Raw genomic sequence first — 22,491 nt, forward strand, 5'->3', positions numbered from 1 at the left:
AATGGCCGGGATTTTTAGTTTCTGTTAGCTACGATTATATCCATCCTCTAAATATCACTGATTTACATTATCATTTCTTACCAATTGTTATAATAATAACATTTTAATTCATGCCAAACTCCTGTCTTTCGCGTGCTGTGTACTTAAATTGCTGCGATCTTTGTCACACACATAATATTTGTCAGCTGATAATGTTATTGCAATAACATTGCGTGGTAAAAATTAGAATAAAGGGGTTAACAATGGATATTGCAGTAATTGGTTCCAACATGGTTGATCTGATCACTTATATTGATGAAATGCCGCAAGTCGGGGAAACATTGGAGGCACCGAATTTTGAAATTGGGTGCGGCGGTAAAGGGGCCAATCAGGCGGTTGCCGCTGCCAAGTTAGGTGCCAATGTGATGATGATCACTCGGGTTGGTGATGATCTATTTGCGGAAAATACCATAAGGAATCTACAAAAAGCTGGGGTTGATACCCAGTATGTAAAAGCAGTTACAGGGGCCTCGAGTGGTGTGGCTCCGATTTTCGTCGATAAATCATCACAAAATCGAATTTTGATTATCAAAGGCGCTAACAATCATTTGTTACCCGCGGATGTCGATGCTGCTGCTGATGCGCTCAAAGCTTGCCAATTGATTATTCTACAACTCGAAATTCCGCTGGAAACGGTCTACGCCGCTATCGACTTTGCCCGCCAGCACCAGATTAAAGTCATTCTTAATCCAGCCCCCGCATCTAAAGCATTGGATATCGGCTATGCATGTCAGTGCGAGTTCTTTATGCCAAATGAAACTGAGCTCGCGATTCTGACCGGAATGCCAGTTGATAGTCTGGATAACATTTACCGTGCAGGGCGCAGCTTATTGGATAAAGGGTTACATAACCTGATCATTACTTTGGGGCATCGCGGATCATTATGGATGCACGGTGAACACATTAACCATGTGCCACCGGTTAGTGTCCACGCCATCGACACCAGCGGCGCAGGTGATGCTTTCATTGGTTGTTTTGCTCATGAATATGTCCAGCACGGCAATATATTAAAAGCGATGGAAATGGCTTCTGCTTTTGCAGCCTACAGTGTCACAGGAAAGGGAACCCAACGTTCTTATCCTGATGCGTCGCAATTTATTGATTTTTTAAAGACCCTACACCAAGGAAAATAAAATGCGCCTTAATACCGTTCAACTGCCAGATGGCTATTTAAATAAAACACCGTTATTCCAATTTATTTTGCTTTCCTGCTTATTCCCGCTCTGGGGATGTGCAGCCAGTCTGAATGATATTTTAATTACTCAATTTAAAAGCGTATTTGCACTCAGTGATTTTGCCAGTGCACTGGTACAAAGTGCCTTTTATGGCGGTTATTTTCTGATTGCTATTCCTGCCTCTTTGGTCATCAAAAAAAGCAGCTACAAAGTTGCTATATTAACTGGGTTAACACTTTATATTATCGGATGTATGTTGTTTTATCCTGCTTCCCATATGGCAACATATACTATGTTTCTGGCCGCTATTTTTGCCATCGCTATTGGTTTAAGTTTCCTTGAAACTGCTGCTAATACCTACAGCTCCATGATTGGTCATAAAGACTATGCCACTTTACGGCTTAATATCAGCCAAACTTTCTACCCGATCGGTGCATTGATGGGGATAGTACTCGGTAAATACTTGGTATTTCAGGAAGGTGATAGTTTACACAACCAAATGGCCGCGATGACGCCAGAACAGATTCATGCTTTTCGTCTTACGATGTTAGAACATACATTGGAGCCTTATAAATATCTGATTTTCGTTCTACTGCTGGTTATGCTGTTATTTGTTATTACTCGTTATCCTCATTGCAAACCACAAGGTGATAGCGGTAAAAAAGTGGTTTCACCGTCATTAAAAGAAACCTTGAAATATTTAGCTGGGAACAGTCGTTTTAAAAAAGGCATTGCGGCGCAGTTCCTCTATGTGGGTATGCAAGTCGCAGTATGGTCCTTTACGATTCGCCTGGCCTTAAACCTGGGCGCATCTAATGAACGAGATGCCTCGAACTTTATGATTTACAGTTTTATTTGCTTCTTCATTGGTAAGTTTGTGGCCAACTTCCTGATGACACGATTTAAAGCCGAAAAAGTGTTAATTGCCTATTCTATTTTAGGTGCATTAACGTTGCTTTATGTCGTAACCGTACCCAACTTTACGGCGGTATATGCAGCCGTATTTGTTAGCGTCTTGTTTGGGCCCTGCTGGGCGACTATCTATGCAGGCACCCTGGATACAGTTGACAACAAATATACCGAAGTGGCCGGGGCCATTATTGTGATGTCGATAGTGGGGGCTGCAGTGGTACCAGCATTACAAGGGTTTGTCTCTGACCATCTTGGTTCAATGCAACATGCATTTTTTGTCTCATTATTGTGTTTCGCCTATGTTGGTTTCTATTTTTGGGGTGAACTGCGCAATAAACAACGGACAAGTGCGGCAACATTGGCAAATAATGAGTCTTAATTGAACCGGGAGTAACAATAAATGACCGCCAAAATAACGCTAATCCGTGAACAGTTCAGTCTTCAGGAGCAAGAGATCTATAGCAGTAGTGATTTTACTGTTATCAGTTTTAAATATGCCTCAGGTATTGAAGCTCTGAAAATTGTTAATTCTCGTGGGTACCTGACCGTTTTACCTTATTACGGCCAAATGATTTGGGATGCGGAATTTGATGGGCATAACCTGAAAATGGAAAATATGTTCTCTCAACCTAAGCGTGGAGAGAACATTGTTGATACCTACGGTTGTTTTGCTTTCCATTCGGGTTTGCGCCGTAATGGTTGTCCATCGCCTGAGGACGACCATGTATTACACGGCGAGATGCCTTGTGCTGAAATGGACTACGCTTGGCTCCTTATTGACGGCGACACACTTGCCGTCACGGGCAGTGTGGAATATGTGAAAGGGTTCGGTGATCATTATTGCGCGCAACCGCTGGTTAGGCTCAGGGCCGGTAGTGCGCAGTTCGATATTGAGATGAAGGTGACTAACTTATCCAGTATGCCGATGCCTCTGCAATATATGTGTCATATGAATTACACCTATATTCCTGGGGCCACTTTCCGTCAAAACTTACCCGGTTCAGCACTGAAATTGCGTGAGACAGTACCGGCACATGTACACCCAACCCCGCAATGGTTGCACTACACCCAACAATTACGGGAAAGAACTCAGGGATTAACCGATTTAAATGAATCGGAGTTTTACGATCCAGAAATTGTATTTTTTGCCGATAATCTTGCACAATATGTTGATAATGCAGAATTCTTTATGTTGTCCCCGCAAGGGCATCGTTTTGTGACTCGTTTTTCCACCGCGCAGTTTAATTATGCTACTCGTTGGATTTTACATAATGGCGATCAAAAAGTGGCTGCATTTATTTTACCTGCAACCTGTCGCCCGGAAGGGTATATGGCGGCGAAAGAAAAGGGGACGTTAATAATGTTATCGCCAGGAGAGAGCCGCCATTTCAGCGTGACCACCGGAGTGGTTTAATGTTGTATGCTGGCAGAGAATAGCTATGTTATTAGCGGGCAAGGACGCCCGCAGAGCCGTTAAGTAAATGCCAAACCACTGAAAACTAAATACGACCGTAAAAAGTCATTCTGGCTGTCTCGGATAGCGCAATATCGGGTTGAGCATTATAGGCTAACACTACCAGCATTCGTGTGATATTCCCTTGGGTCGGCGTGACCCGGTGAATCGCATTTCTTCCACGAAATAGCACTAAGTCCCCCGGTTCAATTTGCAATGTTTTAGGTGTGACCTGTTGGTTTAACAGTTGTTCCACTCCTGAGTAATTCATCTCTCCTTTATCGGCATCGCGCATCTCTTCAATATATTCAAAGACGCCACCCGCTTGCGGTTTTTGTACTAATAAGGTGATGGCGAATGATGAATTGTCAAAATGCCAACCTAACTCTTGGCCTTGACTGGCGTAGTGCAAGTTAATTGAAGAAAGTGAATCGGCGTAAGGGTAGAGTTGTTTTTCATCTAATACGGCACACAAGAAGTCTTGGAAATCTTGCGCATTGTACAGCGTTCGTAATGCGGAATCGGTAGGGATTTCTTCGTCAGTAATACAGCCTTTTGATGAAGTAACCAACCGATTACGGGGATGACCAGCAGGGAAGGCGGGATCGGTTTTGGTCAGATAAACATTATGCTGATTAGCGGCATAGTAAGCTCGATGCTTATGACTGACGCCTTCTTGTTGAATACTACTCAGTGCGCGGGGCTGCAAGAAGCCTGATAGTACCAAGGCGCCGTATGTTTCTAACGTGTTCTTGCACTGTGTGATGAACATGACATCGTTGATTGGGTTGGCTTCCATATTAATAATTTCGCTGAGCTGCTGCATATATCCTCCCAGTAATGCTAAATGTTGCTTGGTTTCTGTTCCTAACTGTATAGGATTAGTTGTAACTGGAATAACAATAAAACGTTACTGTTAGGTTAAGTTTGGCTATCGGTATCAATATAATGCGTTATGGATAAGGGGGGCTGTTATGAATAGTTTGAAGGCTGTTCGTTTGCCAAAGTTAACCGCCATTTTAGCATTCGAGACAGCCGCTAATACCGGCAGTCTGGCCAGTGCGGCGGCCCGGTTATCATTAACGCCAGCGGCGGTTAGCCAGCAAATACGTCAGTTAGAGCAACATCTGGGGATTCAATTATTTGCCCGTTCGAAATCAGGCGTTGAACTGACCTCGCAGGGCAGTGCCTATTTAGCTTATGTACAGCAGGCATTTGAAACATTACGGATGGCCCAACAGAGTATGGCGCGGGATAAAGGCAATATATCATTAAATATCTCAGCACTGCCCGCCCTAGCGAGTCGATGGCTTAATCCGCGTCTCAAACAGTGGTTAGCCCAATATCCCGATGTGGATATTCGGATTCATGCTACTCACGGGGTGGTTGATTTCAACCGTACTGCGGCAGATTTTTACCTGGCTTTTGGTGATGAACATTATCCCCAACAAGAGAAAGAAATGCTATTTCAGGATTGGGTTTTTCCGGTTGCAAGCCCACTGCTATTAACTACCCCTTGGCTTGATGGCAAACACAACATTATCTACCCGATGATACATGTTGATTGGGGCAAAGAAGGGCAGTTCTTACCTGATTGGCATGAATGGCTGCTGTCAGCAAAACTAGATGAGTGTGTTCCCAACCGAGGGCCAATCTACAACTTAACCTCCATGGCAATTGATTCGGCCGTGGCGGGGAACGGTATTTTACTGGGCCAACAACATTTGATTAAAAAAGAATTAGATGAAGGGTGTTTAATTCAGTTGTCTGAACATAAATTACCCGTTACAAAACCTTATTATCTAATTTACCCCAAGCGAACCCTGGACAAACCAAGAGCGGTGGAGTTTATCCAATGGTTGCATAGTCTTTGCTAGCTGAATGCATAATCAACTGGCATAATTGATTTATTGTGCATTCTGGCCTGTTGTTATGGTGGGCAGATGCATTAAATTAAAACACTGACTTATTATTTAACCTGTAAATTGCACTTAAGTTAAATTTACAGGTTTTCTCTACGGCTTTTTGCCGTGGTTTATTTGTGTAAAAACCGTGTGTGAAAAGAGTTATTTATTAAAAATCGCCATTAAAGGCAGAATAAAAATTACTATTTTAAGATAGGGGCATATAAACCATCGTGGCGAAGAGAAAATCTACCGGTACCGGCTGGGTTATCCTACTAATAGTCGTTTTAGGGCTGATTACAGGTATCCCAAGAGAAGTGTGGATTGCACTGAGTGCGGCTATCTTATGCATGTATTTTGTCTGGCAAAATCTTAAAGGGACTAAGCGGTCTGTCGCCTCATCTATTAGCGCGGACATGCAGAAAACTGCAGCGATACCTGATCTTGGCGATTATCCTATTACCCCTTCACAGCTTGAACCCGAAAATAGCATTGAAGGTAGCAGCGCAAATCAGACCCCATCAGTTGATGAAATGAAGAAACCCGCGACTAAAAAACCCGAGACCTCGCGAGGATCTTTAGCCCGCGCTTCCTGGTTACGTCCTGGAGAGTTGGCGGTTGTGGCTGGAATAAATTTACCCGATGGCATGATTTACATTGGTAATAAATACAAAAGTAATCGCACTGGTGCGGAACCTGCATTTATTAACCCATCGATGGATGTGGCAGAACAAGAAATAGATATCTCCTTGCCGCTGATTGATAATGCGCCTGATTACTCGACATGTTCGCCGCAAGCGAGAAGAGCTTATTTACAATGGCTTGCAGATGGGCGTAAATCACCTACTGCGCATATTGGTTACGTCTTCCTATTCTTCTATGGTTTGGAACATCGGATTTTAATCGATGCTGCGATTGATCCGGTAGCGAAAAAAGAACTTCCTGTTCTTGAAGAAGAAATTAATCGCCTGCTAAATATTTATGGGAAAAATAACGCATTTAATCATTATGCGCAGAACTTGTTGGTTTATATATCTCGAGTGAATATAGAAGAGAAACTCTATCTCTCTCCACCCCCATTAACCCGCGAGGCATCAACAGAACTTCCGTTGGCGCTACTGGTTGGTTTAGGGCAGTTGGCTGTCGACCAGCAACCTTTGCCTGCCGCCTGGGCGCTCGCCTGGGGCGAGGCTGATCCGGCGATAAATCAGAATATCTCAATGGCACATTGTGCTGATATTTTCTCCTCACTTTTTCAGCAGCGTTATCGTGAGCAGTATGGAGACGGATTTTTATTACCCATAAATAAAACCAAGTTACTGATATTTTATCGCCCTGCATCTGCGGGATTAATGGGGCAAGAGTTCTTTCAGCAGATGGGGGAACTGCCGAATGTGGCTGTGTGTAAAGCGCATAGGGATAAACTGAGGCCAATATTTGAATCTTGCCAGCATGACCTGGATATCTATAACCGTTTTGCCAGTGTTAATCCAAAGAAAAAAATGTCACTGGAAGGGCAACTATTATTACCGATGCCGTTGTGGTCAGCAGCATTAAAAACAGAGTTAGAAAGTATCAAAGCGAGAGTGGGTTATGGCTTGTTGATGGTAACGCTGGATGAGCTTTTTCTTCGGCTCAGTACGGCGTGCGACACCAAGCCATTAGAGCGTTTATCCCGCAGTCAGGTTATGGCATTAACCTTTGCATTAGCATCACTGCAAGTGGGTATTGAACCTGATGTCAGAGCAGATAACCGCACACCTGTTTTGCAAGATACTGTGGCACTGTTCCCTATTGAGTCAATGGTGGCTGAATCTGCCACCTTTGCCGCATACCGCGTGACCATGCTTGCGGTGGAGTTGGCTTGCGCAGCGGTGATGATCGATGGGCGTATCGGTGAGCCAGAATCTATGATATTGACCCGACATATTGATGCCTGGGGTTATCTTAGCCCCGGTCAGCGTATGCGGTTGAAAGCTTATCTCCAACCCGGTATCAGGAAAAATAATACCCTGCTGGCCCTGAAAAATAATCTTGAGCCGCTCTCACTGGAGAACCGTCGGGCCATTGCTCGCTTTTTGGCACATTTGATTCAGGTAGAGGGAACCATTACGCCACCAGAAGTGAAATTTCTTGAGCGGGTATATAAGCGTTTTGCCTTAGACAGCAAATTGGTTTATAGCGATCTTGATAGCCGTGCAACCCCGATGACACTGAGTCTGCCGTCTCAAGCCGCTGAAGTTATTAATGATACAGACCGTATTAATCTGTTAAAAAATGAAAGCCAGGAATTAGTGGTGTTGCTGGAGAGTCTGTTTGTTACTGAAAATACTGAGGTATCGACTCAGGAAGATATTAATCCACAATCAATAGCAGCAATTAGTGCTAATTTGCCCGATAGTATCGTGACTTTCTTGAAATTATTGATTTCCCGCGACTCTTGGGAAAGAGAAAAATTAGCAGATATCGCGTTAGATATGGAAATCAAAATTGACGACGCGCTGATTGAAATCAACCGCAAAGTATTATCGGCGTTTGATGCCCCCTTGGTAACCGGTGAAGAAGTTATCGCAATAAACCGTGATATATCGGCAGCACTATTAATATGATTAGCCAGGTATCGCCGCGGTGTAACTTGAGCTGAATGCTAATAATCGCTACCATAGCGCGCCTAATAATGTCAGAGAGATAGTCGTGATGAAATACCAATGGATACTGTTCGATGCGGATGAGACACTATTTCACTTTGATGCATATCAAGGGTTAAAGCTGATGTTTTCTCGCTTTAATGTGGATTTTTCCGTGCAAGATTTCGATTATTATCAATTGGTTAATAAACCGCTGTGGGTTGATTATCAAGATGGAAAAATATCCGCCAGCGAATTACAAAACACCCGTTTTGAGATGTGGGCAGAGAAACTGGGGGTGGCAGCTACCCGGTTGAACAGTGAGTTTTTAGTCGCCATGGCGGATATCTGTTCACTCCTACCGGGGGCCCGTGAGTTGGTTGATGCCTTGAGTGGTAAAGTGAATATGGGCATTATTACCAATGGTTTTACCGAGCTACAAACGATACGTTTGGAACGTACTGGTCTGAAAAATGTCTTTTCTCCGCTGATCATTTCTGAACAAGTCGGGGTGGCCAAACCGGATGTGGCTATATTTGAGCATGCTTTCAATTTAATGAATAATCCGGCCAAAGAGCATATTCTAATGGTGGGCGATAATCTGCATTCTGATATTCAGGGTGGTATTAATGCAGGGATAGATACTTGCTGGCTTAATATGCACGGCAGTGTACCGGATGATAATATTGCGCCTCGTTACCAAGTCAGTTCGCTGGCAGAGTTACAGAAATTACTCTTGGCCTAATTAACCTCCTATCTGATTTTAAAAGGCTGTTAACGGTATATTATCGATAACAGCCGGTTATCTATGCTCGTATATTAGTTGCAAATCTTGACTATATTAATTCTGAAGGAAGGCCCGTAGCCACGGGGTGAGTGCAAGATTTTATTTTCAATAGATTTAAAGAGGAATTTTAAATATGACGTTACTTCGTAAGAATTATCCTCATCTTGCTAACCCTGCGGGGGCTTACGTTCATAGCGTGCAGCACAATGGATTGCTTTATATTTCAGGTATGACAGCGTTCGGTACCATTGCACAAGGGAGAAGTATGGCCGAACAAGCTACAGAGATTTTTCATCAAATCGCTAGTATTGTGCAGGCTGAAAATAGCAGTTTTGCTGATCTTATTAAGATAACGATTTTTGTGACGGACATTTCGCAGCTAAGTACCTTGCGTGATGTTATGTATAAATTTTATGGTGCAAACTTGCCAGCCAGTTCTTTGGTTGAAGTTAAAGGTTTATTCTCACCTGAGATAAATATTGAGATAGAAACGCTATTTGCTATTAATCCAGCCTAAAATTGAGCTAGCCCGCACAGCCGCCAGTAAGCGGAAGTGCGGGTTTACAACTAAGGTCTGCCATCTAACGTAATTCAATGCTAGTGACAACGTCACCGTTGATTGGCAATTAAGTCTTCTACTTGGTCAAAAATAGGCATTTCAGGCCCGAAGCGGCGCACCTGGAGCACATCTTCCAGTTTCTCCAACTGGCTTATCATTTGCAGTAATCGCTGATCATCCAAGACTTGCAGCCAAATGCGACTTTCGTCACCGCCAGCCAACGGCATACACAAAATTCCCTCGACGTTAAATGCGCGCCGGGCAAATAGCCCACAAATATGAGACATCACCCCGGGGTGGTTGCGTACTGTGAGTAACAGTGTCACCTGCGCAGATGTCGATAGGTTTGGTGCTGGTTGTCCTGCCATTTGTTGAGTCGTCATATTACTCCCCTCCAATCATATCGATATTTGCAGCACCCGGTGGCACCATCGGATACACTTTTTCATCTACATCAATCAGTGCGTGGATCAATACTGGGCCTGGGCGGTTTAAGGCTTCATGCAAGGCAGCATAAGGGTCGCTGGCTGTGTTGAGGTCACATGTGGAGAAACCAAACCCTTCTGCGATATGGATGAAGTTTGTGCGATACGGGTAGTCGGCTGCAAAAATACGTTTACCAAAGAACAGTTCCTGTTGCTGATGGACTAAACCCAATGATTGGTTATTCATCAAAATAATCTTAACGTTCAGCTGCTCTTCAGCGGCGGTCGCCATTTCCTGAATATTCATCATCAGGCTACCATCACCAGAAAAACACACTACTTTTGCCTCTGGTTTCGCCAGTGCTGCACCAATGGCAGCGGGCAGACCAAATCCCATGGTGCCCAGTCCGCCAGACGTTAACCACTGTCGCGGGCGATGCAACGGATAAGCCTGCGCTACCCACATCTGGTGTTGTCCCACATCAGTGGTAATGATGGTGTCATCATCCAGCGCTTCGGCCGCCGCGCGAATCAAACCATAGTGGCACAGTGGGTTGGTGCTGTTGGGTTGATTGAACGGAAATTCGCGCTGCATATCACTGACGGTTGAGCGCCATTCGCTGCGTGAACGAGTTTCAACTAAAGGCAACAGGTGGGTTAATACCTGCTTAATGTCGGCATTCATCGCCAGGTGTGGTCGGCGGATTTTGCCTAATTCAGCCGGGTCAATATCAATATGAATGATGCTGGCATCAGGGCAGAATTGTTCTGCTTTTCCGATAGCACGATCATCAAATCTCGCCCCAAGTACGATCAATAAATCAGCTTGTTGCATGATCAGATTGGTTGAGCGTGCTGCATGCATTCCCAACATTCCCAAGGATAATGGGTGGTCAACGGGCATGGTACCCAGTGCCATTAATGTCATGGTAGTTGGCAGTCCAGCCTGTTCAGCCAGTTGTATTGCTTGTTGGTGTGCCTGCGAACTAACGATTCCTCCCCCCAGATAGAGCACAGGCCGTGCCGCACGGTTGATCATTTGAGCGGCGTGCGCGATAGCTTGTGGGTCTATTGGGCAAGGTTCATCGGCAACTCCTGGTAGCGGCAAACTCTCAAGCTCAATTTCTGCTGTTTGCACATCTTTGGGAATATCAATCCATACTGGACCGGGCCGCCCAGACTGGGCAATGCGAAATGCCGCCGGGATCACCCGGGGCAATTCGCTGATATCGCGAACCAAATAATTATGTTTGGTGATAGGTATCGATATGCCATAGGTATCAACCTCTTGAAAAGCATCGGTGCCAATCATTGAGGAGGAAACCTGACCTGTAATACACACGAGTGGAATAGAGTCGAGTTTGGCATCGGCAATTGCCGTGACCAGATTGGTTGCCCCAGGGCCGCTGGAGGCTAAGCAGACTGCGGTTTGGCCGGTGGCGCGGGCCATGCCTTGAGCCATAAAGCCAGCACCTTGTTCGTGTCGTGCCAGCACATGGCGAATAATACGGCTTTGCCCTAGAGCATCATACAACGGTAACGCTGCGCCGCCGGGAATGCCTGCGACCGTGGTAATACCTTGCTGCTCGAGCAAGCGAACTATTAATTGGGCGCCTGTATAACGCATGGTTATATCCTTCATCAGGGCCGGCGGTTAACAGAGTGGGGCTAAAAAGAAACCCCGCTCGGCTGGCGCCGGCGGGGTTTGGGAATCTTTCTGGATTCGGTACCCGTTACGGCGCGCTGCCGACCACCACCACTAGCACGCGTACGACTACCACTGCGTTAACATACGCAGTATTTTGTAGACTGAAGGTGGCAGTGGAATAGTTCACGAGGTATCTCATCAATAAGTGTAATAAGCCTTAAAAGATAAACACGATTCGCCAAAAGGCACAAGCAATCAGAATGATAACAATGCAAAAATCTGAGGCGGATCACAACGTTACTGGTGTGGCTGGACGCGGTAGTTAAATATTTTTTTGTTTAATTATTTGAAAATTAAAGTAATTAATAGATGTTTGGTTAGCGATTTAGCAAGATAAGGTTTTTTATCATATAGCATGAGGTGTCAGCACTCAGATAGCCTATCAACACAGGCTAATCTGCTCTTGTTGATACCTTGTTTAAAATTTAAACATTAAAGTAAAACTCTTGGAGTGTATGGAATAGCCGCTTGATAAGGCATAGAAGGGACTTATGCATAAATCGTTATCTTTGGTTCTCATTGCTGTTATCGCAGGATGTGGTGCGAAACAACCCCCTCCCGAAACGGTCAGCATTGATAATTACACCGCAAATCGTATCACCAGTATTATAGAAGCTAAATTAGAAACAGCACCTTATAGCAATAAGGGTGATGCTATTGCGAATATATCTGCTGAGTTTTTAGGTACACCTTATGAGGCAAATGTACTCATTGGTTCGCTAACGCAACCGGAACAGTTAGTGGTCGATTTCCGTGGATTGGACTGCTTCACCTACCTGGATTATGTTGAAGCCTTGCGAAAATCAGGAAGCAAGGCGGAGTTTGTGCAGCAAGTTATCAGAACAAGATATGTTGATGCTGATGTCAGCTACTTGCACCGAAAACATTTCTTTACTGACTGGTCACAGCGATCCCCTTTAAACGCACAAGATGTTACTGCACAAATAAGTACTCATACCCACACTGTTCTCAAAAATCTGAATCAGAAAAAAGAGGGTGGCGAGTTTATCCCCGGGCTGAGTGCTATTGAGCGTAATATTGTTTATATTCCGGCTGAGTTTATTAATGATGCGGTAGTCGCGGAGTTAAAAAATGGGGATTATATCGGCATTTACACCCCTATTTTAGGTCTGGATGTCACCCATACAGGAATATTTATCAGGACAGCAAAAGGCGCGATGTTCCGTAATGCATCATCAATGAAAGGGAACAATAAAGTTGTCGACTCACCTTTCTTGGAATATGTGAAGAAAACCCCAGGCATTGTGGTACTTAGGGCATTGCCGGTCGGAGATAGTGATTTAGAACCAATGGGTTGAGTTCAGTATGGTGGTATCCGTTACTCCCCCGACTCAACGGGGAATAACGGATATATTACTGATGGTTTACGGCCTGAATTGCGGATTAATCAGCAAGAATATTGCCGCTAATTGTTCACGATTCTGCAAGTTTATTTCGCTGCTGGCAGAATAACCCTGGTTGTGAATAATCATTTCACCTAAGCCAACCAGCCAATCATAAATATAAAATGCAGTATTATTGGTTGGGGTCAATGCCAATTTGGTCAATCGCTGTGATGCCCCCAACGGCGATACTGATTTAGGTGGTTGGGCAAAAATCTTATTTCCCCGATTAATACGGCTATCAGGGCGCTGGTTTTCCTCTATTTGTAAGAAACCAAGCCAGGCAACAAAATCGCCCAATACCGTCAACGCACGCGATACCTGACGATCGGCTTTGGTTTCACGGTGCAGACCAACTTGCTCACTGTCTGCCAGTATCGTGATTAACTGCCCGGCGATATCCAGTCGGATACTGGCGGTAATCAGTTCTGCAACCAGCAATTCAATGGTGGGTTTGGCAATACCGAGCAGTTCAATCAATGGGCCGTTATCGGGCAGTTGTCGCAGGTGATTTATCCAATAACGCTGCACACTTGCGGCATAGGCTGTTTCATAATCATGGCTTATCGCAGGTGTTACCGTGGTTTGAAATGCCGCGGATTCGGGCTGATCACTGAATAAGTCGATATCGATACCGATACTAAAAGGTTCGCTATGGGTCGCTGGGGTGATCAATTCAGCCGCACGGTTTTGCTGTTGTAGATATAAACCGCGTAACTCATCACGAGAGGGCAGCAGTCGCTCTAATAACTCGCCGTGTAAGCCGGTTCGCGTTTGTAAGGCTTTGAGTAAGGTTTCAGCAATACGTTGTTTCTGTTGCAATTCGCTGTTTGCTGGCTGATACCAGCCTGCAAGCAGATTATCGGTCAATTCTCGTTGTAACTCATGAAGTTGTTCGGTTATCCGTTCTGTTTTGATATCACGACGGATCTCTTGGGTCAGATAAGTGACCATTCGTTCAACACCACGAGTGTCCAATGCCAGCATGGAGCCCCAGCTATCACCAGGATTACCCACATGACGTTGTACCGCTTCGTCATAATTTTTCGCACCAGCCAACTGTGGGTCCGCGGTAACCCGTTGATCAAAAGGTGTTAATGCCCAGATTAACCCAGGATTGCGACGGGAACGCACCTGCACATTTTCCCCCTGTGTTTGCTTAACCCAATAATCCAGTGCCTTACTGACAGTTTTGACTTCTGAGCGTTTACCCGCCGCATTACAGACTAATAGCAGGTTTATCTGCTGTTTATCCGTGTAGCGGTCAAGCAAATAGGCATTTTTAGCTTGAGATAGCAAAACGGCCTGCGGATAAGGAGGATGTTCAAGGTATTCTGGTGTATCGAATGGCTCAGTAAAATCAGGGAAATCTAGCAAGTCAATGGATTCAAATACATTTTTACGGGTAGATGTGGTCAGCGGGATATGTAACTCGGCAGCTAAAAAAGTTAGCTCAGCAAGTGACAACGTCACTAAATCAGTCGCATTGTCATCAACTAAGGGTATAACTTGAATGTGGCTATCCGCGGGTGTGTTCAGAGAATAGAGTGTCGCAACATTCATAACGCCATTGGCGGGCAGTAGGGTATCGTCCACTAATACGCTTAGTGGTGACAGTACTTGAGTCGCGCCGCCCAGATGTTGCAAAGTATAGGCAAAATGGCGGTAAGCATCGGTCAATGGCTGTAATTCTGTCCACAGTAATGAGAACAAAAGGGCACGATCATCAATGCTCAGATAAGGAGCCAGTTCAATGGCCACCGGCCAGAAATGAGTTTCCAGTTTTCTCTGGCGCGGGGCGTCATGACGAACCAGATAATCCCACAGCCCAATGACATCATCACTGCTGATACCTGCGTTGGCGATCGGTTGTCTGCGCATAACGAGCTGTTGCAGATGGTCAGTAATATGCTGTTCATCCAGCGAATGCTCTCGTCCATCCTGATGACGGGGGCCTTGAGGGTTATCCAGTAGAAAAGCACCCACAACTATTTTAGCAATATCCACTTCACTGAGAAGAGAAAGCCGTACCGGATGGCTTTCGGAATGACTAACGGCTTGCTGGCTAAAACGTGTTGCCAGCCCGCTGGCCTGATAGCCCGGTTTTATTTGTTGCCAAAAGTCGAGAGTTTTCCCGCCAAGGGTGGTTTCCAAGCGGCCATTTTCATCCGCCGCCAGCGCTGAAATAAGGTGCTGTTTCCCGGCAGATGACTGACCAAAAAAGCCAATGCTCATGCCGGTTAAGGATGTTTCCGTTAGTTGACGTGCTTTATTGCGATGGCGACGCAGTTTGATGGTGAGAAGATCGGCTTCAATATCCAATCGAATGGCGTGTTGGCGCACATTGTTAATCCAATCAATTGTTTGATCAATACCTTGTGTGACCTGCTCAAGCTGGTTATTGAGCTGTTGGGTGATTAATGATTTCATTTTCTAAATACACTCCCACTATCAATCCAATAATGGGTTGATCCTGAACCGTTGCTGGCTAATGTGTTGAGCTTGAGGCGCAGGTGGTGGGATGGCACACGGCTCCCATCTTGCAATACGGCATCCGCTATCTCAAAGCGCTCCTGACCATCGTCATTCTGCTTGTCGCCCTTTGCTAATCTCAGTCTGACATGCAATACGCTGTCACCCGCGACTTTGCGCGCCAGTTCCTGATCAACAATGGATAAGGTATAAAGCGGCGAGGCAGGCCAACGGTCATTATCGAGCTGGCGAAAGCCAAGGCACAACGACCCTCTAACCTGAAAATGAGCGTCGGATGGCAAGGCAAAATTGCTGCTATCCAGATCGATATCGCGATAGTAGACATTCTCTTCTGTCAGTGCGTCGCTGCTGTCTAACATCCCGAGGTAGCGTATGGTTGAATAAGGTTGGAAATCACCGGCTTTAAAGTAAAAACCGGCCAGCCGTAAGTCCAGTGCCAGTAAACATAGCATTGCCCCCACTGCGGCAGTCGATTTTGGGTTATCAATGCGACCATGCTTGTTAAACGGATACCAATCGCTGGTGTGATATCCATCCAGCGAGAGAATACGATTGTTGGGCAGAGGTTGCAGATGGCGAAATAGTGCCTGAATGCCGGGGAAGCGTGAAGGGCGGCCAGTCAATAACAGCACATCACAAGAATAGAGTGATACCACTTCAGACAGTGAACGCAGGTTTTGCGTAATACTCATTCGGTTAGATAAAAACTCACCGTGCAACTTGCTTAGCTTTAATACTAACGGAACCTGCAAAATATCAAACCCGCCAGCATCTGTTGCTAGTTCACGCTGAACTTCGCTGTTAATGTAATCAAGGACTTTCTGCGTCGGTAATTGGGGCAATAGCTCGCCAAAATTAGCGTCTATTTCTGCACTGGCATCCAGGGGATCAAAGTTCTCGTAGGCTTCCAGAATAGCCCGGCCTGCGGGCATAAATATCTGCAATGTGGCTTGCTGACGCAGGGCTGATTGCCCATCCATGCGGCCATCATTGCCGAATAATTTATCCAGCAAGGCATCAGTATTGGTGACGCCAGCTTTCTTAAGGCGAGCTTGGAGGGCAGGTAGAAGATAGAGCTGAATAACATCCAGCAAAATATCATCACCGGCCACTTTAAACCCTTCACGGAATAACAGGCGCGGGCTGATTTTGACATTATTGCCAATACCATCATCCAGCCAATATTGCGTAATTGCCAGGTCGGTGGTGCCACCGCCAATATCGATAGAGGCGATACGTAAGGTTTTCCCGGCAACATCCCCAGCTTCCGGCTGTTTATCGGGTCGTGCCATACTGGCAAAAAAGGCTGCGGTACGGCCACCGAAATTAACTTGAGTTTCGTTATACAGATAAACCATCTGACCGCAGGTCGCTTCATCCCATTCCATCTGTACATCTGGTACTGGAACCTGGCTTTTGGCGCGGCCTTGGGTGGATGCAAAGTTATCATCTGCCGGATGCCAACCCATAGATTTCCAAACTAAGGCAATGGCTTCATTCATCCGGCGGCGGAATATCTCGCGCTCCGGTTTTGGCATGGCGGACGGCAGCGTTAAGATAATGGCGCGTAATTGCCGTGGCGCATTGGCATGGGTCATTTTCAAACGTTGTGCCGCGCTGTTGATTTGCATCAGCGCTTGCGCCAATAGTTCCGACAACATAAATGTCATCAATGAACTACGGCTATAATGTGGTGAAAATACCGGGAGCCGTTCATCTACTGGCATCGTATAGAGCGGTTGGCCGTCATCATTGACCAGATTGGTCAGCGGCAACGCCGTCGCCAGCGGTTCATGTATTAGCGTGGTTTGGGTCTCGTTGAAGCGCCAGCCCGCAGTATAGGTCTCTTCATCCCACAGATAGCGGCGGGGGCTGGAAATGCCGGTAGACCCTTCGGTGCCTAAACGGTGCTGTGCCATACGGCTGGCTTCACGACCAACACGGGTAATCGCAGGCCAGATAAAGGCATCGTCACGGCCACTTTCCACCGAAAAATTCTGTTTGCCGAACTTCGCTTGCGCAAATTCAATCCGGCTTTCAAACAGTTCGTTATACAGATAGTGTGGCTCGCTTAAATCACGAATTTGTAATTCGTAAGTCTGTTTCAGGCCATTACTTTCATCGGCATGGTCTTCCACCAAAATGCCGCAGGTATGCGAGTTGCCGACATCGAGGATCAAATCAACATTAACGGTAGGTTCTTGTAGGGTGCTGGTATTGATTTTTATTTCTAGCACACCAATTTGGCTGCCAAGTAACTCCAGCAAATTAAGATAGTGCGCCTGATATTCGAATTCGCGCAGCGACACACTGATATGCCTTTCGGTGCGTTCTTCCTGCTCTGATGCCTGTTGAACAAAAACTTCCCGCAACCAACCGTCAACCCAGGTTAAATCAAGGAATTCTGCCAATTCTTCATTGTGGTAGGCCAGGGCGAAACTTAATCCGGTTTTGACATCATTTTCATTAGGTGCCAAATACTCATTAGCATCACCTTCAGGATAGACTTTGGTATCAAATGCCATGGTGACACGTAAAGTATTGCCATCTTGATCTGGCGAATCTAGCACTAAAATCTGTACTCTGGCCCAGTTATCAGGCCCATTAACGAAGGTGCGCGGCGGATTAAAACGCAAGAAGGGCAGCGGCAACCAAATCTTGTTCAGCAGTTTTAGCGATTGTTCCAATGGAATACTAAATTCAGGTTTAACAATCTCTGGGGCTGAGCCGGGTACCATTAGCGAATATTTACCGTTATGTGGATGGTAATTCAGGCGTAATAGTGGGCCATTAGCGCTTTTGCGGACGAATTTATTTGGCAGCTCAGTATCTAATTGGGGCTTTAAAGCGAAGTCCAGAAACTGAATGCCGCTGTCCTGAATAAGCGTAATTTTCTGTTTTAAATCCGTGATCGTTGCCAGCATAATATTATTTAGTCTCACGCTTCATCGTCATTGGAAGGGTCGTATTGGCATCGTAACGGCCTTTGCAATCTGCAATCCCGCTCACGCCTTGTTTGCAGACGATCTCAGGCATTTGATATTTTGAACCATCACTGCACTGCGCCCTATAGCGGCTATTGATTACCAAATTGCCTGACTTCATTACACCAGCAGTGATATTTGCGCGGCAAGTCACGTTATCCCCGTGGGTGATTTTCACCGTACCTTTACCGTTTTTAATTTGATACTTCAGGCTGGGTGCTTTACCGGTTTGGGCGGTTTTAATATCCGGGCTGACCCGCCAGTTTCCATTAAGGAATGTAGTCGATCCCACTTTGACGGCATCTGAAGGGAGTATCAGCGCACTTTTGCTCTCAACGGTGGTCGGCAATGCGACGGCGGTCGGTTCCGCGATAGCTGATGCAGGCACGACGGTGGCATTATTCAACGGCAGTTGTGATGCAATTGTGGGCTGGATAATTTGAGCAACAGGTGCAGTGGTTACCGGTGCAAGGTCTTTAACTGACAGGGCTCTATCTTCAGTGGCTGATTTATCTTCGAGGACAGTGGGCTTAACATCCGGGGCGGCAGCGGCATTTTCCGGCATTCCACCACTGAATTGCACTATCAAGGCGATGATTAGCGCCAACACCGGTAACATCCAGTTAAATCGTAGCCAACGTGTTGGTTTTTTTACTGCTTTTGATGGCGGGGTGACCTCTGCGACAGGCTCCGGCAGCGGGGGCAGCAACGTAGTTTCGGCCTGAGGCGCTAACTCAATGACAGCAGCGGCAGGCAGCGTGGGCATTGGGGCCGCAATGGTAGCGATAATAGGTTCAATCGGCTCGTAAACTTCGGTGGTCTGGCGCAGACAATCGAGTGGGTCAATGCGTGTTTTTTTATCCGGGCTGACAAATCCCCAAAAGGTCAGTACGGGTTTGCCTGCCACTAAATAAACGTGATTTTGATCGGGGAATTGCATTGTTTTGGCCAACAGTACGCCAAATAGCCGCTGTGCGGCGTTATCTGATTTTTGCGCCCGCTGACACAAGTCATTGGCACTTGCCAGACAGGCTGACAACTGCTTAACCGCTGCCTTGCGCTCAACACTGCTGGCTGCCAGCCATGAGGTCACTTTGCCTTCAATGGGGGCATACCAATCTATGCGGTCGCCGCGTTCATTAAGTTGAGGTATGGCCAGACAGTCAGCAATATGTTGCTGTTTTTTAAGGCGTAATGCCTCTCTTATCTGCCGTGCAGAGGCATAAACCGGTTGCCCGTTTTCGCCTAACGCCAGAATGTCGTCCAAACTACCACTGCGTAAAAATGATTTTGCCACGCAAAAGAGACCTTTATAGTGTTGCCCAAGGCAGAAAATAATGTGTTATCTGCGACAACCTATACTTTAGTGTTGGTGAAGGGGAATCAAACGACGGAATAAGTGGCAAAATGTCCTCTTGTTTTCAATGAATGGAGGTTTTTGGTGTAACGCGTGTTTGGATATTTGACCTGTAACGGCAAAATGTTCATTACAGGGCACATTACGTCGATGGACAGTAAAACCGTGTTTTTTACTATGTTTCTGCGTCGGTTAATTGAGTAAGCTAAGCACCGCCTTTACGCGTATTGAAAGGAGAGATCTTGAATCAATCACAAAATACCATTCACCTATCAGCCAGCGAAGCGATTGATAGGCTTGAGACGCTATACGAGTCCGCACTTGCGGCATTACGTGATGCTATTAGCGCTTTTATTCGCGATGGCGCTCTGCCGGATGTTGGTGAAAGGGCTAAGGGTTTGTTCTCATATCCACAGCTCAGTGTCAGTTGGGACGGAAGATTCCGCGACCACCAGCGTACCCGTGCTTATGGGCGTTTCTCACGGACCGGGCAATACAGTACCACGGTTACTCGGCCGACATTGTTTCGGGACTATCTGACAGAGCAACTCACCTTGCTTGAAAGTGAGTACGGCGCGGTGTTTGAAGTGACACCGTCACAACAAGAAATGCCATATCCTTTTGTGATCGACGGTTCTGACCTCATTCTCGACCGGTCAATGACGGCGGGCCTTGCTCAGCACTTCCCAACCACGGATTTGGCAAAAATCGGTGATGGCATTACTGATGGTATTGATACTGCCACCGCTGATTTTCCCTTATCGCATTTCGATGCCTTGCGGACTGATTTTTCACTGGCGCGGCTAAAACATTACACCGGCACCCCCGCAGAACATATTCAGCCTTATATCCTTTTCACTAACTACAGCCGCTATGTTGATGAGTTTGTCAGTTGGGCTTGTGAGCAGATTCTCGACCCCGCCAGCCCTTATAAAGCCTTATCCTGTGCCGGTGGCAGCTACATAACGGCTGAAAATGCTGATCCTGAAAAGACCACCTCTGATCTGGCATGGAAAAAACATCAGATGCCGGCCTATCACTTAATTACAGAAGGGGGTCATGGCATTACTTTGGTGAATATTGGCGTCGGCCCATCCAATGCCAAAACTATTTGTGATCATCTGGCGGTACTGCGGCCTCATGCATGGTTGATGATTGGGCACTGTGGTGGATTGCGTGAAAGTCAGGCCATCGGCGATTATGTGCTGGCTCATGCCTATCTGCGTGATGATCATGTGTTGGATGCGGTGTTGCCGCCAGATATCCCGATCCCAAGTATTGCTGAGGTACAGCGGGCATTGTACGACGCCACCAAAGCGGTGAGTGGCATGCCAGGCGTTGAAGTCAAACAGCGGTTGCGCACTGGGACGGTAGTCACTTCTGATGACCGTAACTGGGAGTTGCGTTTTTCTGCGTCAGCACTGCGTTTTAGCTTAAGCCGCGCAGTTGCCGTCGATATGGAAAGTGCCACCATTGCAGCTCAAGGTTATCGCTTCCGAGTGCCTTATGGCACATTGCTCTGTGTTTCAGATAAACCGTTACATGGCGAAATCAAGTTGCCGGGGCAAGCTAACCATTTCTATGAAGGTGCTATTTCTGAGCATTTGCAGATTGGTATTCGGGCAATAGATTTATTGCGCGCGGAGGGTGATCAACTGCATTCACGCAAACTGCGCACCTTTAACGAGCCGCCGTTCCGCTAATCTCATCGCGCCATAAACCGGCAAAGTATCAATCGATGTTTTGCCGGTTATGCTCGATGACCATCTTAATAAAATTGTCCCGCACCAAATCAGGAATAGTATTATTCCAAGCGATACCCACTTGCCAACTGAGGGTGTCACCGCTGAGCGCAATAATATTCATCGTCGGGGGCGCGATATGCACCACACTCTGCGGCAGTAATGCCACGCCGAGACCGGCAATCACCAGTGCGAGTATGGTCTGGATATCCTCAACTTCTTGCATCGCTGGCACGTAGAGTTGATTTGACTGTAAGAACAGGTCAATTTGTGCATTTAGCCCGCGCCCACGCTCGGTATATAAACGCAGTAACGGCAGATGTTTTAACCATTCGTCGAGTGTTAGTGCCTTATCTTGCGGGGTTACCAGCACCAGGCGATCGTCAAATAAGGGATGATAATGTAACGGCGCCTTGGGCGGCACTCGAACAAATCCTATTTGCAGTTCACCGTGGGTTAATAATGCATATTGCTGTGCCGAGGGGATATCCTCCAACGTAATGGCAATGCCAGGGAACTGCTCTCTGAATTTGGCGATACAGTGCGGAGCAGTATAGAAAGTCGACAATCCAAAACCTATCGATATAAACCCTTCAATGCCCTTGGCCACTCTGGCGGCATGTTGTAGAAAAAAATTAGACTGATTAATCACTTTCTCCGCCTCTGCCAGCAACTGTTGGCCGCCAGGGGTCAGTAGCGCACCATGACGCCCGCGTGAGAACAGATGAAGATTTAGCATCGATTCCAATAAGTTAATCTGCTTAGACAGGGCCGGTTGCGTGATACAAAGCGCCTGTGCAGCTTCATTGTAATTGCTTTTCTGTGCCAGCATAACAAAGGCTTTTAGCAACTTAATATTCACTGTTACATTCCAATTGGTAATCGATAAAGGAAAATCATTCATTATAAAGTTATCAATACGG

The 22,491-nt window shown here is 46.2% G+C and carries 17 protein-coding genes; 9 read left to right on the forward strand and 8 right to left on the reverse strand.

Annotated elements, in window-relative coordinates; all coding sequences use genetic code 11:
- The first annotated feature begins 242 nt into the window (after positions 1-242).
- The 3 genes from rbsK to V2A84_RS07385 are packed head-to-tail and all read left to right on the forward strand — an operon-like array spanning position 243 to position 3,540.
- Positions 243-1,172 (forward strand): ribokinase, encoded by a 930-nt coding sequence (rbsK, locus tag V2A84_RS07375; RefSeq protein WP_083158808.1) that lies wholly within the window; start codon positions 243-245, stop codon positions 1,170-1,172.
- 1 nt (position 1,173) lies between these two features.
- A complete protein-coding gene (gene fucP / locus V2A84_RS07380) occupies positions 1,174-2,505 on the forward strand; it encodes an L-fucose:H+ symporter permease (protein ID WP_083158809.1) in 1,332 nt (443 codons plus the stop codon).
- Positions 2,506-2,526: 21 nt separating this feature from the next.
- Entirely contained in the window at positions 2,527-3,540 is a 1,014-nt protein-coding gene (locus V2A84_RS07385) for an aldose 1-epimerase family protein (protein WP_083158810.1), read from the forward strand.
- An 85-nt stretch (positions 3,541-3,625) separates the two neighbouring features.
- Here V2A84_RS07385 and V2A84_RS07390 read toward each other — a convergent pair whose 3' ends face one another.
- Positions 3,626-4,405 (reverse strand): HalD/BesD family halogenase, encoded by a 780-nt coding sequence (locus V2A84_RS07390; protein WP_442848673.1) that lies wholly within the window; start codon positions 4,403-4,405, stop codon positions 3,626-3,628.
- A gap of 148 nt (positions 4,406-4,553) precedes the next feature.
- On the opposite strand from V2A84_RS07390, the gene V2A84_RS07395 reads away from it, so the two are divergent.
- The 4 genes from V2A84_RS07395 to V2A84_RS07410 all read left to right on the forward strand — a co-directional run bounded on the left by V2A84_RS07395 (position 4,554) and on the right by V2A84_RS07410 (position 9,414).
- The gene (locus V2A84_RS07395) at positions 4,554-5,456 is read left to right on the forward strand and encodes a LysR substrate-binding domain-containing protein (RefSeq protein ID WP_083158812.1); all 903 of its coding nucleotides are present in this window, start codon (positions 4,554-4,556) and stop codon (positions 5,454-5,456) included.
- A 260-nt stretch (positions 5,457-5,716) separates the two neighbouring features.
- Complete coding sequence (locus V2A84_RS07400) at positions 5,717-8,092, forward strand: tellurite resistance TerB family protein (RefSeq protein WP_420072829.1); 2,376 nt, start codon at positions 5,717-5,719, stop codon at positions 8,090-8,092.
- Positions 8,093-8,180: 88 nt separating this feature from the next.
- The gene (gene yjjG / locus V2A84_RS07405; protein ID WP_083158814.1) at positions 8,181-8,855 is read left to right on the forward strand and encodes a pyrimidine 5'-nucleotidase; all 675 of its coding nucleotides are present in this window, start codon (positions 8,181-8,183) and stop codon (positions 8,853-8,855) included.
- A 175-nt stretch (positions 8,856-9,030) separates the two neighbouring features.
- Complete coding sequence (locus V2A84_RS07410) at positions 9,031-9,414, forward strand: RidA family protein (protein WP_420072830.1); 384 nt, start codon at positions 9,031-9,033, stop codon at positions 9,412-9,414.
- 92 nt (positions 9,415-9,506) lie between these two features.
- Here V2A84_RS07410 and ilvN read toward each other — a convergent pair whose 3' ends face one another.
- The 3 genes from ilvN to V2A84_RS07425 form a co-directional block, all read right to left on the reverse strand.
- Positions 9,507-9,839 carry an acetolactate synthase small subunit gene (gene ilvN / locus V2A84_RS07415; protein ID WP_193784658.1) on the reverse strand — a complete coding sequence of 111 codons (333 nt, stop codon included), beginning with the start codon at positions 9,837-9,839 and terminating at the stop codon, positions 9,507-9,509.
- 1 nt (position 9,840) lies between these two features.
- The gene (gene ilvB / locus V2A84_RS07420) at positions 9,841-11,508 is read right to left on the reverse strand and encodes an acetolactate synthase large subunit (protein ID WP_193784659.1); all 1,668 of its coding nucleotides are present in this window, start codon (positions 11,506-11,508) and stop codon (positions 9,841-9,843) included.
- A gap of 106 nt (positions 11,509-11,614) precedes the next feature.
- Positions 11,615-11,716 (reverse strand): ilvB operon leader peptide IvbL, encoded by a 102-nt coding sequence (locus V2A84_RS07425; RefSeq protein WP_227746532.1) that lies wholly within the window; start codon positions 11,714-11,716, stop codon positions 11,615-11,617.
- Positions 11,717-12,080: 364 nt separating this feature from the next.
- On the opposite strand from V2A84_RS07425, the gene V2A84_RS07430 reads away from it, so the two are divergent.
- The gene (locus V2A84_RS07430) at positions 12,081-12,908 is read left to right on the forward strand and encodes a DUF1460 domain-containing protein (RefSeq protein WP_083158817.1); all 828 of its coding nucleotides are present in this window, start codon (positions 12,081-12,083) and stop codon (positions 12,906-12,908) included.
- Positions 12,909-12,974: 66 nt separating this feature from the next.
- On the opposite strand, the gene V2A84_RS07435 is transcribed toward V2A84_RS07430, so the two are convergent.
- Genes V2A84_RS07435 through V2A84_RS07445 form a run of 3 tightly spaced genes read right to left on the reverse strand, consistent with a single transcriptional unit; the run spans position 12,975 to position 19,766 of the window.
- Positions 12,975-15,422, reverse strand: a complete 2,448-nt coding sequence (locus V2A84_RS07435; protein ID WP_083158818.1) for a putative virulence factor — start codon at positions 15,420-15,422, stop codon at positions 12,975-12,977.
- Complete coding sequence (locus V2A84_RS07440; RefSeq protein WP_442849119.1) at positions 15,419-18,409, reverse strand: virulence factor SrfB; 2,991 nt, start codon at positions 18,407-18,409, stop codon at positions 15,419-15,421. Before V2A84_RS07440 ends, V2A84_RS07435 begins: the two co-directional genes overlap by 4 nt.
- 4 nt (positions 18,410-18,413) lie before the next feature.
- Positions 18,414-19,766, reverse strand: coding sequence for an SrfA family protein (locus V2A84_RS07445; protein WP_442848674.1), 1,353 nt, complete (start codon positions 19,764-19,766; stop codon positions 18,414-18,416).
- Between the two features lie 302 nt (positions 19,767-20,068).
- Here V2A84_RS07445 and V2A84_RS07450 point away from each other — a divergent pair, with 302 nt between their 5' ends.
- Entirely contained in the window at positions 20,069-21,529 is a 1,461-nt protein-coding gene (locus V2A84_RS07450; protein WP_442848675.1) for an AMP nucleosidase, read from the forward strand.
- 28 nt (positions 21,530-21,557) lie between these two features.
- On the opposite strand, the gene V2A84_RS07455 is transcribed toward V2A84_RS07450, so the two are convergent.
- Positions 21,558-22,430 (reverse strand): LysR family transcriptional regulator, encoded by an 873-nt coding sequence (locus tag V2A84_RS07455; protein WP_083163631.1) that lies wholly within the window; start codon positions 22,428-22,430, stop codon positions 21,558-21,560.
- Positions 22,431-22,491: the final 61 nt, after the last annotated feature.

The organism is Yersinia sp. 2553 StPb PI (assembly GCF_052217105.1).
Classification (GTDB): domain Bacteria; phylum Pseudomonadota; class Gammaproteobacteria; order Enterobacterales; family Enterobacteriaceae; genus Yersinia; species Yersinia enterocolitica_E.